Raw genomic sequence first — 14,559 nt, 5'->3', positions numbered from 1 at the left:
TGATTCAAAATTCCCGCGACAGCCGGCGCGATAGTGACGGCTTGATATCCATTCGCAGCGGTTGAATTCGTGGTTGCCGTTTCACCGTTGACCGATATGCCAGCTGCATATAAACGACACGGCGCGGCAGTCAACGCGGCAACGATCTGCCCGATCTGAAATTGATGCAGACGCGGGTTCCCGTGGCCCGCGCTACTTCCCCGTGCGCTGCTGGTCATTCCTGTTTTTCACGCAACTGTTCGTTGCGGATTCTTTTCGGTGGATTCGTCTAATACGCGCGACTGTGCAGTCGCAGCATTTGTACGATGAATAACGACCCCAGCCAGAGCTTCTTTAGGAATATTTGGTAATATTTATATTACATTTATATTTCATTAATGATTCAAATTGCCTTCAGTTGCAGCAAATGCACGGCAAACAGGCGTTGACTCGATAATTGAACAGAGTACAATTTTGACCTCTGTTCAATTTTATCGAACCCATGAGTGCCACCGATACGACCGGCCGTCGCGCCCGCAAACGTCAAAGCATGCTGGAACGCGTGGCAAGTCTTGCGGGTGATCTATTTCAGCGGGACGGATACGAATCCGTTACGATGGAACAGATCGCGCAGGTAGCCGATGTCGCGCGAGGGACGCTATACAACCACTTCCCAACCAAGGAAGCGGTATTGGCCTCCTGGATCCATCAGGAGCTTGCGCGAGATTTGCAGGGCCTTGCGCTCGTCATGAGCGCACACACGGAATTCGCGGACGGCGTCCCCCCGCTACTCGATCTATCCGCTCAGTGGTGCACAGCGCACAGGGAGTTGCTGCCGCCCTATCTGAAGTTCTGCTTTTTAGGCATCCAGGCGTCCATGACAGCCGACGGCGAAGATGGGCTCGTCGCGTTGTACACGCAGATGATCCGAAATAGTCAGCACAACGGAAAAATCCGCGCCGATCTCGGCGCAGCGCATCTCGCCACCCTGTTTCATCATCTTTATCTGGGCGCGCTGATGCGTTGGCTGGCACTGCCGGATCTTGAATTGCGGCGTGAGTTCGCTCTTGCGATCGATGTCTTCCTGCAGGGCAGCGCCCGGACGCCGAACGAAAAACAAGAGGAATCCAGATGAAACTGCTGGCATTGACTTACGGCACCGAGGGCGACACGAGACCGCTGGCCGCACTGTGCCGCGCCCTGATGGATGCGGGACATGAGGTCATGCTGTTCGCTGATGGGGCAACGCTAGGGAGCGCCCGCGCCCTGGGGGTTCCTCACGCGGCGTTGAGCGGGAACATAAGAGACGAGTTGGGCGACCTGGTGTCGAGCGGCAAAGGCGTCAACGCCACGGCAGCGGGTTTGGCGCATATCGCCAACGCCAGGACGCACAGCTGGATGGAAGAGATTGCCGCAGCCGCCATAGGTTGCGACGGACTGATCGTATCGGGCCTGGCCGCCTTCGTAGGCTTATCCGTGGCCGAGCATCTTGGCATACGCGTCGTCGGCGCCGGCCTGATACCCATCTCTCCAACACATGCATTTGCCTCGCCATTCCTTCCTTCTCGCTGGATCCCCGCAGCATTAAATCGGCTCAGCCATCACGCAGTAAACAATCTGCTATGGCACGCCTTCCGCAAAGCAACCAATGAAGCAAGACGGAGCGTACTGGGACTGCCCCCGCGCCAGAAATTATGGACGGCGCACCCCATGTTGTACGGCGTCTCCCCCGCGCTGTTACCCGAACCGCAGGACTGGCCCGCACACACCCGCCTCTGCGGGCAATGGCTGGGCCTGCAAGACACCTGGGTGCCACCGGCCGCGCTTAACGCATTTCTGGATGCAGGCGAACCACCCATGTACCTGGGATTCGGCAGCATGGTCGGATTCGACCGGAAAGCCGTGCTGAATGCTTTCATGGACGCAGCGCAAGGGCTCCGCGTGCTCCTCTATCCAGGCTGGTCCGGCATACCCGACCATATGACGCTGCCCGACAATTTCTTCATCATCGAAGAAACCCCTCATCAATGGCTGTTCCCACGTACGTCGCTGGTTATCCATCACGGAGGGAGCGGCACGACTCACTCGGCATGCAGTGCGGGGGTGCCATCGGTTGTGTTGCCGTTTGCCGGGGACCAGTTCTTCTGGGCTCACCAACTGAACCGCCTGGGTGTAGCAGGCGACCCGGTATCGACACGCAAGCTGAACCGCGAAGAACTTAAACAGGCGATCGGATTTGCGCAGCGTGCAGAGACCCGACAGCGAGCCTCTACGCTGGGAAAACAGATGGCGCAGGAAACCGGAACGGCAACCGCTGTTGCAGAGATTGAAACCATCCTTTGCACATGATTCAGCCAGGCCAGCAGTAATGAGCACAACTCAACGTGCTCCACTGTTCATCGTATTTGAAATAGAGAAAATATTTTCACCGCAGTTAATGAAGTCCCGTTTCATTTCAACGTGCCACTTCAGGAAATTAAGGCTGGTTGATTCCCGGGGCAGCATCCAGTCATGCAGTTCGATAATAACCAGCGGGAAACGATCCAATACAGCCGTATGGCGTGAAAACAGATCCGACTCGGCACCCTCGATGTCGATTTTAAGAATGAACGGCGTGCCGCTCGATTTCGCCAACACCTGCTCCAGCGTCATCGCTTCAACGGCATTGGACCGTTCACCAGGCTGCTCCGCTGTGCGATAGCCCCAGGCGCCCACGCCCGGATCGTTCAGATAAAGCGTTCCGCTATTTGCCGCAATAGCCGCATTCAGCGGCAAGACGGACGGAAACGAAGCCGTGTTGAGTTTGAGCAATCCGTAGTTCGCGGCGTCCGGTTCAACGGCGAGGACCCTGGCGTTCGGGTAGGTCAGCGCAAACCAGACCGCTGCCGCGCCCATGTTGGCGCCTGCATCGACGATGATGGGATCGGCACAGGTCTCGTAGAAGTCGCCGATCTCTTTCGAGCGCGCCAGATGATCCGTTGCATAGTCCCGCTTGAAGAAGATCTGCTCGCATACCATGCGGTCCGCCGTCGAAGGCCGATAGACGAAGTGCCGTCCTCCAGGCAGGCGCAATCCGTGCAAACCATATCGCGCGCCGCCCCACAAGTCCGCGTGCCGGCGTTGTGGTCGAAGCGCTCGCAGCAGCGCCGGGGGCATGACGGATTTAAGCGTGGCCTTCAAGAGATCGTGCAAGTCGGTTCTCCAGATCGCACTACAGGGAAAAGCGCCGTCCACGAAACATCCAGGTGAATTCACGGCGCCACCATTCAACGAAAACTAAAATATTCTGCGCGTCGCACGATGTACAGCGCATAACGAAAAATGGCGAACAGGGTCTGATATCCGTCCGAAGGGCCTGATAACGGCTTTCATTTCGGCCTGCGCCGGCTACGTGCGCAAACGCACCGACAACACCCACTGCGAGATCGCGTAATAGCGCCAAATTCCAACTCTTAAAACCGTGGTACGGCGAAAGCATTGGAAAAGCCCCCGCGGCAAATGCTGTGAGTAGCCGCAAGGACCGAGAGACAAATAAAGTGGACTTCAAAATGCATCCTGTCGATTTCGGCGGACATTTCGGTTGGCTTTACGAGCCAGTGTCACAGGCTGACAAAAACGGGCAATTGGGGATCGTGCTCTGCGGCCCCCTCGGGCATGAAGCGTTGTGGCTGCATCAAACCATGCGATCGCTCGCCGACCGCCTCGCGGATCAGGGGTTTGCAGTACTGAGATTCGATTATTCGGGTACTGGCGATTCCGTCGACACCGGCAAGCTCGTCGAACCGGACAAATGGGTAGACGAAGCCATCGAAGCGGTGGATTTCCTCAGACGAACAACCGGCATCGAGCGCGTCGCGCTTGTCGGGTTCCGCTTTGGCGCGATGGTTGCCGCGCAGGCCGCGCGCGCAGCGCGCGTCGATACGGTGGCGCTCATCGCGCCTGTCGTGGTTGGACGGCAGTTCGTGCGGGAAATGGATGTCCTGCAGCGAACGTGGCTCGACAAGACAGCCCGCCACGTGGCCAGCTATGCCGAGCCCGCCGACGCATTCGACGTGCTGGGACACCGCTTCAGCCGTGGTGCAATCGAAGCCGTCAGCCGATACGATCTGCGCCGGGTCACGTCCGTGCCGGCGAGCAGCCTGCTGGTCGTTCACGCCGGCAGCCAGGGGCCCAGCTACGAGCTCGCGAACCTGTACAGCACGCTTGGCGCAAAAGTCGATTCCCTGCCGTTTCCCGAATATCCTGAAGCGATGCAGCCCTCGTGGCTCGCCGTCCTGCCTCAGGCGACACTGGCTTCGATCGAAGCATGGTTCGTCCGCGAAGGGGCACGCTCGCCCGCACCGTTGCCGGCCGCTGCATTCGACGCGCAGGCGCCCGCTGCTCCTTCCAGGCGGCCGGTCGGCTTGCACGGCATTGTCGAGACGCCGGTCGAGCTTGCCGATGGACGTCTGTTCGCCATGCTATGCGAACCGGAAGGCCGTTCGGAACGCGCGCCGCTTGTCGTCATCGCCAACACCGCGGCGACCCACCATGTCGGCGACGGCCGGTTCAACGTCGAACTCGCCCGCTCGCTGGCCCAGGCGGGCATCGCATCCCTGCGGGTCGATGCGCACGGTATCGGCGATAGCCGCGGAGCAGGAACGCTCGCGAATCCGTCCTTGCTCAGTTACGACCAGCTCGCGGCCGATACGTCACTGGCGGTCGACTGGGCCGTCGACAGGGGGCACCCGCGCGTCGCCGTGTTCGGCATCTGTTCAGGCGCCTATCTGGGACTGCACGCGGCCACGAAAAACCCCGCCGTAGCAGCACTATTGCTGGTCAATCTCCAGGGATTCGACTTTCCGGTCGGCTTCAGAATGTGCGACGCCGCAAAGATCGGCGCGGGCTCAACACGCGCTCACTTCCACGCCATGCTGCGCGCGCAAAAATGGTCACAGGTGCTGCGCGGCGAGATCAGTCTGCGACCGGTGTTGCGAACCCTTTCCCGCTATGCGGTCGACAGGGTCGTGAGTGCCGTCGCATCATTGACCGGCGACGCGAATGGCAGTGCCGTGAACAAGGGTTCGCGTGCCCGGCGGCGCATGATGGACCTCGACGCACGCGGCGTCCGCGTCCGGCTGCTATTCAGCCCGCTGGATCACGGGCTGGACGAGCTGCGAATGCACTTCGGCCGGGGCGGACGCCGGCTCAACAAGCTGGCGTACGCCAGCGCGATGGTCATTCCGAACATGGACCATGAAGTGTTGAATCCTGCGGCGCGGCAGCGGGTTGCCGCATTGTGCGAGACATTCTTCACGCAGGCGTTCGCCCCAAAATAAGTGTGGCCGAGCGCACAAACGCAGGTAGTTCGCCGACCCGCAAGCGCCGCCATCAGCTATCTTTTTCAAGTGGGTTCCCGGACGCCACGCTCATCTGCATCGCTAACGTGTGGAGGCAGTCGAGACGGGAATCGTCCGCGCTACCTCGCATTATCCCGCGTGACCTGCAGGCGCTCGTGCCAGAAGCATTGCTGATAGCGTGTAACCGGCAGCGCGCCCCGTTCGTCAGACATTCGTAGAGACCGCTGCCCGGGCTTGATCAACAAATAAAATGAACACACGCCCCGATTCCGCCGAACATACTTCCGCTCGAAAACTGACGCGACGTGCCGTGCTGTGCGGTATGGCATCGGCCACGCTGGCCGCGATGTCGCCCCGTCTATACGCGCAACATGTGGAGATGGGGGTCGTCAAACCACCGGTTCAGCTCGACGATGCCTGGTTAATCGATCAGACCGGCAAGAAGCAACGGCTGAACGACCTGTTGAGTCAGCGCGTGACCGCACTCCAGACGATTTACACCGGCTGCAGCTCGGTATGTCCTCTGCAGGGCGCGCTATTCAATGCGGTCCAGGAACGGGTGCCGCACATCCGCGCCAATCATCCGATTCAATTGCTGTCGATCGGAATCGATCCGCTTTCCGATTCGCCATCCGCCCTGCACGAATGGCTCCTGCGTTTTCAGGCCGGCCCCGAGTGGAATGCGGCCACGCCGGCATTGGGCGACGTCGACCGGATACGCACGGCGCTCTCGGGCAGCCGCTTGCCCCTCGGGAACATCGCCGATCATTCAACACAGATTTACTGCTTCGACGCGAGCGCAATGTTGCGCTGGCGTAGTGCCGACCTTCCGCGTGCAGACGAAATCTGCGATGTGCTCAACGCGCTGGGGCGAGTGTAGTCCGACGTTCAGGGAGACCGAGGCCATGGCACGCATTTCCTTCGCAAGAGCCTTATCGCAATCGCTCGACAGGTGTGTGAAATGCCTGCTCCTGATCGCATTCGTGTCGGCCTTTGCCGCATTATCCGGACTCGCCCAGGCGCAAACGTCGGCTTCGATCGCACTGACTGGTTCGAGCTTTTGTGCGGACATCAATTCGCAGTCGCTCGCGCCGGGCGCCGATGCCATTACGTGGACCTGCAACGGCGGCACCAATCAGAGCTGGTTGCCGACAGCCTCGGGAAGTCAATACACCTTCCTGAATCAGAACAGCAATCTGTGCATGGACGTGTCGGGCGCAAGCAAGGCCGCGGGCGCGGCTGTCATTCAATGGACCTGCAATGGCGGCACGAACCAAAGCTTCTCGCTGAAGGCGCAGGGCAACGGCTATGCAATCGTCGCGCAGCACAGCGGCATGTGTCTCGCGGCAGCGAGCCAGACCAATCAGGGTTCACAGATCCTGCAGCAGGTATGCAACGGCAGCGCGCTGCAAACCTGGCAGGTCAACGGCCTGCCTCTGCCGGCACTTCCTTCCAAGTGGACCGCGCCGATCACGCTGCCCATTATTCCGGTAGCGGCGGCCAATCTGCCCGACGGCACCGTGCTGGTCTGGTCGGCCGACAGTCAGCTGAACTTCACACCCGGTGAGGTCACACCGGGCAACACGTACACGGCGATTTTCAATCCGACGACAGGCACCAGCAAACAGGTGCTGGTCACCAATACCGGACACGATATGTTTTGCCCGGGCATCGTCAATCTTCCGGACGGCCGCATCTATGTGACTGGAGGCTCAAGCAGCGACTTGACCAGTTTCTACACGCCTTCGACCCATGCATGGACTTCAGGCGACCTGATGAACATTCCGCGTGCCTACCAGGGCAGCGTCACCTTGAGCAACGGCAGTGTGTTCCTGGTGGGCGGCTCATGGAATGGCCCGCTGGGCGGCAAGACCGGCGAAACCTGGACCTCGGGTTCGGGCTGGCAACTCAATAGCGCGATAACCGACGACTACATCCTCACGAACGACGCGGGCGGCATCTTCCGCGCCGACAACCACGCATGGTTGTTCGCGGTGGCCAATGGCCGCGTCTTCCACGCGGGGCCCAGCATGGCGATGCACTGGTTCGATACGGCAGGCGCCGGCAGCGTGACCCAGGCGGGAAATCGGGGCAACGACAACGATGCGATGAACGGCAACGCCGTCATGTACGACATCGGCAAGATTCTCGCCGTTGGCGGTGCGCCAAGCTACGACTCGTCCCCCGCCACGTCGAATGCGACGCTCATCAACATCAGCAGCGGCACGGCGGTCACCACGACGCTGCGCCCGATGAACTATCAGCGCGCCTTCAACAACAGCGTCGTGTTGCCAAACGGACAGGTCGTCGTGGTGGGCGGGCAAACCTTCGCCCAACCTTTCTCGGACGACACCGCGGTACTGACGCCGGAGTTGTGGGACCCGGTCAAGCAAACTTTCTCGCCGCTTGCTCCCCAGGCTGTGCCGCGCGTTTATCACAGCGTCGCGCTATTGCTGCCCGATGGCCGCGTGCTGAGCGGCGGTGGCGGACTATGCGGCACCTGTTCGACTAACCACCCCAACATCGAAATACTGACTCCGCCCTATCTGCTCAATGCGAATGGGTCCGCGGCGTCACGGCCAACCATCAGTTCGGTGCCGGCCACGGCCCAACTCGGTACGTCGATCGCCGTGGCTGCCAGCAGCGGCGTGAAAGCGTTCGCGCTGATGCGTCTGTCGTCGGCAACGCATTCGGTCAACAATGAGCAGCGGCGCGTGCCGGTGAGTTTCACGGTGGGCACAGCAGGCGAATATCTGGTGGCTATCCCGTCCGACCCCAGTGTCGTGGTGCCGGGGTACTACATGCTCTTCGCGCTGAACGCGAACGGCGTGCCGAGCGTTTCAAAGACGCTGCTGATCCAGTGATGGCGTCGCCGTCCCAACGCTCGGCGGCACGCGCATCGATCGGCCTCGTGCTGATCACCGTGGCGCTTCTGGCCCATGCCGCCGAGCCTTGCGATCCCGCCGACCTGGGGTGCGCGATCTTCAGTGGGCAGCATGCGCTGGAGGCGCATCTGCGCGGCGACGATCGCGTGCTGCCGCCCGCCACGACGCGCTGCATCAACTGCCATACGCAAACGGACCCGGCGGGCGCGTTCGCACCACCTTTGACGTCCGGCTATCTGCTCGAGGCGATAAACCGTCGCGGCGGGCCGCCCAGTCACTACGATCTCGCGAGCTTCTGTCACCTGCTCGAGGATGGCGTCGATCCAGCAGGCGTCGTGGTCCGCAAGTCCATGCCCCACTATCAACTATCCAACGCCGAGTGCTCAGCACTTTGGCGTTTCGTCACGAATCGTTAGGCCCCCTATGAACCTCGAACCCAGGTATTTCCCCTGGCCTGATGCATCATTTCGCGCCGCCTCGGATCGGGATGTCGTGATTCGACTGCAGGATGGCGTTTTCACGCGCTATGCGAAGCATTCCGAAGACAATGCGCGGTGTTACGCTGAAGAAAGAAGCCTTCGCGGCAGTGAGCCGCCGTTCAGCGGCAAAATCAGCAGCCACGAGAACATACCGCGAAGCGCCATTGCCGGCGAACGGCGAAACATCGCTGCGGGAGCGACTGCGATGGAACTCAAAATATATATAGCGTTGATCATGTGGGTGTTTAGCAGTGCCGCTTTTGCATGGCAACCGCTCACCTATCCAATCCGTAGTCAAAGCGCCTATCAGCGCAGCGTCGACACAGCGCTGTGTTATGCCGAGGCGAATCGGGAATCCAAGGTCAACATCGCCCGCGAATCGCAGATTCCGCCGCGCAAGCCTGTGGCCACCAAGACGTCATCGACCGGTGCGCCGTCGCGGCCGCCCCTGCCTTCCAGCACCTTTTCGGCGAGCCCGTTTGGCGCCAGCATGCCTGCTGCCGCAAGCGGGGCCGCTGTGACAACGGCGAACAACGCAATGGCGACGAAGGCTGCAAGCGCACCCGCTGCGTCGGCAGCAGCAACGCCGGCAGCAACCACCGCGGCATCCGCATCGGCGGCTTCGGCGGCGGTCGCGGACAACGGCGCCTCGGAAACAGCGGCAAGCGGCGCGTCGCAGACGGCCGCCGCGTCCAACGTGAAGCTGCCGCCCCTGCCCGCGCCTGAGCCGCCGATGACCCGGTATTGGGCCGCGTATGGCGCGTGCATGCAGGCACGGGGTTACGTCGTCACGCAATAAGCGTCGCGAGCGCGGTTGCGGGCCCCGTTGCCGTACGGTGACTTTTTGATTCTGGCGCCGGTATTTGACGCCCGTTTTCGACATGGCAATGCTTAGCGACATTACATCCGATGAGCACGATTTTCCTCAATGCGGGCACTGCGGTGCGCTGCTAGCCGACCGCTTTACGCCCTGTCCTTCGTGCAATGCGCGTCCGCTCGATTCCCTGGGCGCGCGCTCCGCGTCGCCGGCTCGCCTGAAGATCCCGCTGCCTGAGAACGGAGCACTGTTCGGCGCGCAGTTGCCCGTACGCAAAATCTGGCGGCCGTCCTCACGCGCCCTCGTCAATCCGTACGACGTCGAAGAGCCGCGAGTCACCGCACCGGTCACGCAAAAATTGCGCCGGCCCCTCGCGATGGGCATGTCGTTGGCGGTCGTGACATCCGCGGTGTACCTCGGCTTCATCCACACCAACGAGGGGGAAATCAGTCCCCCTATCGCGGTATCCGGCAAAGTAACGGCCCAGAACGCCACGCCGCCGCGTGCACGGGGTGCACCGAGTGCGCCGATCGCTCTCGCCCAGCGCGCCGCGCCGGTCCTCGCCGCACCGCAGCCAGCGTCTGCGACGCTCGCTTCGCGCACCGCACCCGTGCGCTCACAGCCTGTCGCGCAGCTGACCGCGGCGCCGCCTGCTGCGCGTCGTGTCGTAGCGGTCGCATCGACAGGTTCGAAGCGCAACCCGGGCAGCCCGGCGGACAAACCTCGTGTGGATGTCTCGAAGCAGCTCAGAGCCGCTCGTGCCAATCTGCAGCAGAACAATCTGGCGGCGACCAGGTCGAGGCTCGCGGCAGCCATCGCCGCGCAGCCAGATAATCGCGACGCGCTGAGCATGCGCACGACGCTCGCCGAGCGCGAACAGCAACGCGACGCGTTGCTGAGTCTTGCGCGCGGCTGCGGCTATATCGCGAGATGGGGATGCGCCTGGCACAACGCCGCGAACGCGCTGCTGCTCGATTCGAGCAGCAAGGAAGCACAGAACCTCGCCACGCTCGCAATGCGCGAGTCAGAACTGGCAAGCGCATTGCCACCACCGGCACCCGCGCCGGAGACGACGCCCGAAGACCGCAACGCCACCATCAGCCATCACTGAACGCGATGTGCCACGGCGCGCCATGCGCGGCGAGCCGCTATCGAATCGACACCGCCAGGTGATGACGGCTGACCTGCTGCGCGATCGCCCGATAACGGGCCGCCGTATCGCTGAGTGTCAAACCGGCAAGCGAGCGTTGTGCCCGTGCCTGTCCTAGCGCCGCGACAACGGCATCCGCATAGCACGGCACATTGTCCGTATCGACCAACTGCACGCCGGGAAATCCGTTCGCGAACGCAAACGACGGAATCTTGCTCGCGACGATCGGAATGCCGGAGGCCAGCGCTTCGAGAAACGCCACGCTATGCCCTTCAGAGCGCGAGGGCATGACGAACACGTTCGACTCCGACAGCACGCTCGCCACGTCGGTACGCGGCCCTGCCACCACGACGCGCTCCGCGAGCCCCAATTCCTGCACAAGTCGAATGACCGCGCGCTGATACGCCGGATCTTCAACCACGCCGTACAGCACGAGGCGCGCGTCGGCCACCCGCTCGAGCACGTGGCCGAAAGCGCGCACCGTCAGAAGCTGATTTTTCACCGAGGCATAGCGCCCCACCTGCACCACCTGAGGCGCCCGGCCGCTGCAGGCGGCATCGTCGGTAAACGCAAAGCGGCCGAGATCGACACCGTTGGGTACCACGGTCATCGACGGGTGCGGCCCGATGGCCTGCACGTAATCGGTCACGCCTTGCTGGGATACGCCGATCACCACGCGCGCGCGGCCCGACAGAATGTGTTCGACGCGCCGGAACAGCGGCCGCTCGAAGTCGTTGGTCGCCGAATGCATGACGTAGACCACCGGCACGCGTAACGGCAACGCCCGCGCATAAAACGACGGAATGGTGGCGTGCGCGAAAATCACCTCGGGGCGAAAACGCCGCACCGCCAGAAACAGCGTCCACAGTTTGCCGGCAATGCGGTTGCGCCGCTGCGGAAACCAGCATTGCACGCCATGCTCCTGCAGCTCCGCCTGCAACGGCAGGAACTCGACATGCGCGGGCAGCAGCGAGGCCATACAGACCGCCATGCCTTCGGCACGCTGATCGATCGCGAGGTCCTTCGCGAGGACTTCGGCGCCCGACAGACGCGGGGCCAGAACCAGATGTAAAACGCGCATCACGGTGTCCTTGCAGTCAGAGTCCTGAACAGCATCCACACCGCGGCGCAGCCGAGGCCCAGGGTCATGGACCAGGCAATGCCGGTCACGCCCCACCAATGAACCGCCGGCGGCACGCTGACCAGCAGCACGACGACCTGAATCAGCGACGCATGCACGGTTGCCTTAGCGTCACCCACCGCGCGCAGATACGCAACCAGCACCGCAATCAGCGCGCCGATCGCCATATTGATCACCAGAATTCTGAACAGCGGCACCGCCGGCAACCAGGCCGCGCCGAGAATCAGCGAGAAAAGCGGCTCGGCGACCAGTCTCAGCACCTCGACGAAGACCGCGAGGCCGATTGCGATTGCGAGCAGATAGATCTTGATGAGCCGCGCTGCCGACTGTGGACTGCGCCGATGATGCGCCGCAAAAGTGGGGAAGAGGTATTGCGACATGGCAATCGCCGCGTCGGCAAGCAGCATCTGCGCGAGCCGCGACGACATCTGATAGCCGCCCAGTTGCGCCGGGCCGAGAAGTTTTCCGACCACCACCTTGTCGAACTGGTTGAGCAGCAGGTTGACCACACTGCTGACCCAGATCCAGCGGCTGAAGCCCAGGTACTGGCCGATACCCGACCACACCGCGCGGACCGGCGGACGCGGTTTCATGGTCGACCAGGTCAGGATGCTTTTCAGGCTTTCGCCGGCCACGAGGCCAATCAGCACCGAGACCGCGCCGGCGCCAAAGTACGCAAGCGCCAACCCGACCGAACAATCGACGAACGACGCCGCAATCTCAACGCCGGCAATATGCTGGAAACGCCGCTCGCGCTGCACCAGGTAATACGTGGGCGACGCCAGGCCGCGCAACAGCGGCAGCAGCGCGGCGAGCTGGATCAGCACCAGCGAACCGTTCAGATGAAACTGGTTGCTCAGCAATGGCGCGAGCGCCACCAGCAGCAGTGAGATGAGCACGCCTCGGGAGGTCAGCGTGGTCCACACCGCGCCGAGTTGCGAACGCGTCGGCGGATGTTCGCCTTGAATGACCGCTTGCGCGAGACCCGTGTCGGATAGCGCCTCGGCAATCGCCACCGCGAGCAAGGCCACGCTCACGCTGCCGATCGCCGCCGGCCCGAGCATCCGGCCAATCGCAAGAAATTTGATTGCTACGAGTCCACGCACGGCAAACTGCTGCAACAGCACCCACGTTGCCGCGCTCGCGCCGAAGCTGGTCGCTATCGAGAGCGCCGGAAGCCTGATCGCCCGCAAGCTGTATCTCCGTCGAATCGGAACGCCGTTGAGTCGGCCGCGCGCAGCGATTCGGTAAATCGCTGCGCAACGCCGGCGGCGCATAAGTAGTTAGATTGCACCAGCAAGCTGGCGAGTTTTTTCATCGAATCCCATGTACGACCTTACCGCGAGAGAATCGGCGACAACCGCCATCTACCAGGCCAGTTCAGCCGAAGCCATTGCGCGCTAGTACGTTTACCCACAGAGCGGGTCAAATAGACGGAGCCACTCATATCGTCGATGCTAACGTTGATCAGTTGGTGCCCCGCGGACAACCGGCGTGACGGCACTTTTCACAACGCATTCGACCACTGAAAACCCCTGAATCGATGGAACAAGACTACGTTCTGATTGTGGAACCCAACCTCACGGGCCATCGCTGGCGCTATGTCGAGTGGACCATGCAGGCCTGCACGGAAGCCGGCTATCCCTGCATCCTCGCGACGGAATCCGCCAACGAAGACCATCGGCTCGCGCGGCAGATCGTCGCCGCGAACCGTGCGGATCTGCAGATCGCCTTCGTCGACCCAGAGGAGCAGCCACGCGGGCTGCTGCGTCGCTCGAATCAGTACTCGCGCTTTCACCGCTATTTCAAGCACGTGCATCGCGTTGTCAGCCATGCGCAACCGATCAGGCTGGTGGTCGTGCCCTATGTCGATTACTTCTTCTATGGCTTGCCGTTTCTCGGCTCGCCTTTTCGCAAGACACCGTGGATCGGCATCACGATGCGTTCGACCTTCCATCATCACAAGGTCGGCATCAAGGCACCTGACCGGCCTGTCGTGAATGCGCTCAAGGCGCTGCTGTTCAAGCGCGCAATCCAGTGCCCCGGCTTGCGCACGTTGCTGACGATCGACCCGACGCTGCCGGAGTGGTCGGCACATAATGCCTCGAAGCACAGCGCGGCCATCGCCTACGTGGCGGACCCGTTTCCCGACGAACACGCGGAAAACCCCGTGCTGGCCCGCGAACGGCTCGGACTCGACCCCGCGCAGCGCTATCTGCTGGTGTACGGCTCGATCACCGAACGCAAAGGCATCTACGAACTGGTCCACGCGTTGACCCGTCTGGAGCATGCGCCCACGCTGATCGTCGCCGGTGAACAGGATGCGGGCACGCGCCATTTCATGCGCAACCATGTGCGCAGCCTCACGCCCGCGCCGCTGGTACTCGACTCGTTCATTCCGAACGACGTCGAGCGCGATCTGTTTTCCGCCTGCGACGCAGTCTGGCTAGGCTATAAGGGTCACTATGGAATGAGCGGTGTGCTGGTGCAGGCTTACCGTTTCGGCAAGCCCGTGATTGCAACGGAAGACGGTCTGATCGGCTGGTTCAGCCGGCGTTGCGAACTAGGGCCGATTCTGAGCGACCTGAGCTCCGCCTCGATCGGCCGGGCAATCACCGAAACGATGACCTCCTGGCCGCACGCGCCGCACGCCGGGCCGACAGCAGGCGAAGACCTGCTGTCACGACACACGCTCGGCCAGTTCAAGCAAACCTTGCTCCAGCAAATGGCCTGATCCGGCCATAGCGCAAGAGCGGAAGGCCGCAAAGC

At 62.0% G+C, this 14,559-nt stretch carries 12 protein-coding genes; 9 read left to right on the top strand and 3 right to left on the bottom strand.

The genetic code is table 11. The annotated features are described in order from the left end of the window. The first annotated feature begins 481 nt into the window (after window positions 1–481). Together BCY88_RS21585 and BCY88_RS21580 are read left to right on the top strand one after the other, a co-directional pair. Window positions 482–1,114 carry a TetR/AcrR family transcriptional regulator gene (locus tag BCY88_RS21585; protein WP_120346210.1) on the top strand — a complete coding sequence of 211 codons (633 nt, stop codon included), beginning with the start codon at window positions 482–484 and terminating at the stop codon, window positions 1,112–1,114. After that, complete coding sequence (locus BCY88_RS21580; protein WP_120346209.1) at window positions 1,111–2,328, top strand: glycosyltransferase; 1,218 nt, start codon at window positions 1,111–1,113, stop codon at window positions 2,326–2,328. The genes BCY88_RS21585 and BCY88_RS21580 overlap by 4 nt, the downstream gene beginning before the upstream one ends. A 30-nt stretch (window positions 2,329–2,358) precedes the next feature. On the opposite strand, the gene BCY88_RS21575 is transcribed toward BCY88_RS21580, so the two are convergent. Continuing rightward, a complete protein-coding gene (locus tag BCY88_RS21575) occupies window positions 2,359–3,171 on the bottom strand; it encodes an FkbM family methyltransferase (RefSeq protein WP_259461468.1) in 813 nt (270 codons plus the stop codon). A 488-nt stretch (window positions 3,172–3,659) separates the two neighbouring features. Between BCY88_RS21575 and BCY88_RS21570 the strand changes: the two genes are divergently transcribed. From BCY88_RS21570 to BCY88_RS21545, 6 genes are all read left to right on the top strand, one after another. Beyond that, the gene (locus BCY88_RS21570) at window positions 3,660–5,297 is read left to right on the top strand and encodes an alpha/beta fold hydrolase (protein WP_183081420.1); all 1,638 of its coding nucleotides are present in this window, start codon (window positions 3,660–3,662) and stop codon (window positions 5,295–5,297) included. A gap of 271 nt (window positions 5,298–5,568) precedes the next feature. Further along, window positions 5,569–6,198 carry an SCO family protein gene (locus BCY88_RS21565; protein ID WP_120346207.1) on the top strand — a complete coding sequence of 210 codons (630 nt, stop codon included), beginning with the start codon at window positions 5,569–5,571 and terminating at the stop codon, window positions 6,196–6,198. A 25-nt stretch (window positions 6,199–6,223) separates the two neighbouring features. Then, a complete protein-coding gene (locus BCY88_RS21560) occupies window positions 6,224–8,182 on the top strand; it encodes an RICIN domain-containing protein (RefSeq protein ID WP_120346206.1) in 1,959 nt (652 codons plus the stop codon). After that, entirely contained in the window at window positions 8,182–8,619 is a 438-nt protein-coding gene (locus tag BCY88_RS21555; RefSeq protein ID WP_120346205.1) for a hypothetical protein, read from the top strand. Before BCY88_RS21560 ends, BCY88_RS21555 begins: the two co-directional genes overlap by 1 nt. Window positions 8,620–8,887: 268 nt before the next feature. Next, on the top strand, window positions 8,888–9,481 hold the full coding sequence (locus BCY88_RS21550) for a hypothetical protein (RefSeq protein WP_120346387.1): 594 nt from the start codon (window positions 8,888–8,890) through the stop codon (window positions 9,479–9,481). A gap of 88 nt (window positions 9,482–9,569) precedes the next feature. Further along, window positions 9,570–10,610 (top strand): hypothetical protein, encoded by a 1,041-nt coding sequence (locus BCY88_RS21545; RefSeq protein WP_120346386.1) that lies wholly within the window; start codon window positions 9,570–9,572, stop codon window positions 10,608–10,610. Between the two features lie 37 nt (window positions 10,611–10,647). Here the strand turns inward: BCY88_RS21545 and BCY88_RS21540 are convergent, their stop codons facing one another. Further along, on the bottom strand, window positions 10,648–11,730 hold the full coding sequence (locus BCY88_RS21540) for a glycosyltransferase (RefSeq protein ID WP_120346204.1): 1,083 nt from the start codon (window positions 11,728–11,730) through the stop codon (window positions 10,648–10,650). After that, complete coding sequence (locus BCY88_RS21535) at window positions 11,730–12,983, bottom strand: oligosaccharide flippase family protein (RefSeq protein ID WP_120346203.1); 1,254 nt, start codon at window positions 12,981–12,983, stop codon at window positions 11,730–11,732. Before BCY88_RS21535 ends, BCY88_RS21540 begins: the two co-directional genes overlap by 1 nt. A gap of 350 nt (window positions 12,984–13,333) precedes the next feature. Between BCY88_RS21535 and BCY88_RS21530 the strand changes: the two genes are divergently transcribed. Beyond that, a complete protein-coding gene (locus BCY88_RS21530; protein WP_120346202.1) occupies window positions 13,334–14,524 on the top strand; it encodes a glycosyltransferase in 1,191 nt (396 codons plus the stop codon). Window positions 14,525–14,559 lie beyond the last annotated feature (35 nt).

The sequence above is a fragment of the Paraburkholderia fungorum genome (genome assembly GCF_003610895.1).
Lineage (GTDB): Bacteria > Pseudomonadota > Gammaproteobacteria > Burkholderiales > Burkholderiaceae > Paraburkholderia > Paraburkholderia fungorum_B.
This window is presented reverse-complemented; position numbering and strand designations above follow the sequence as displayed.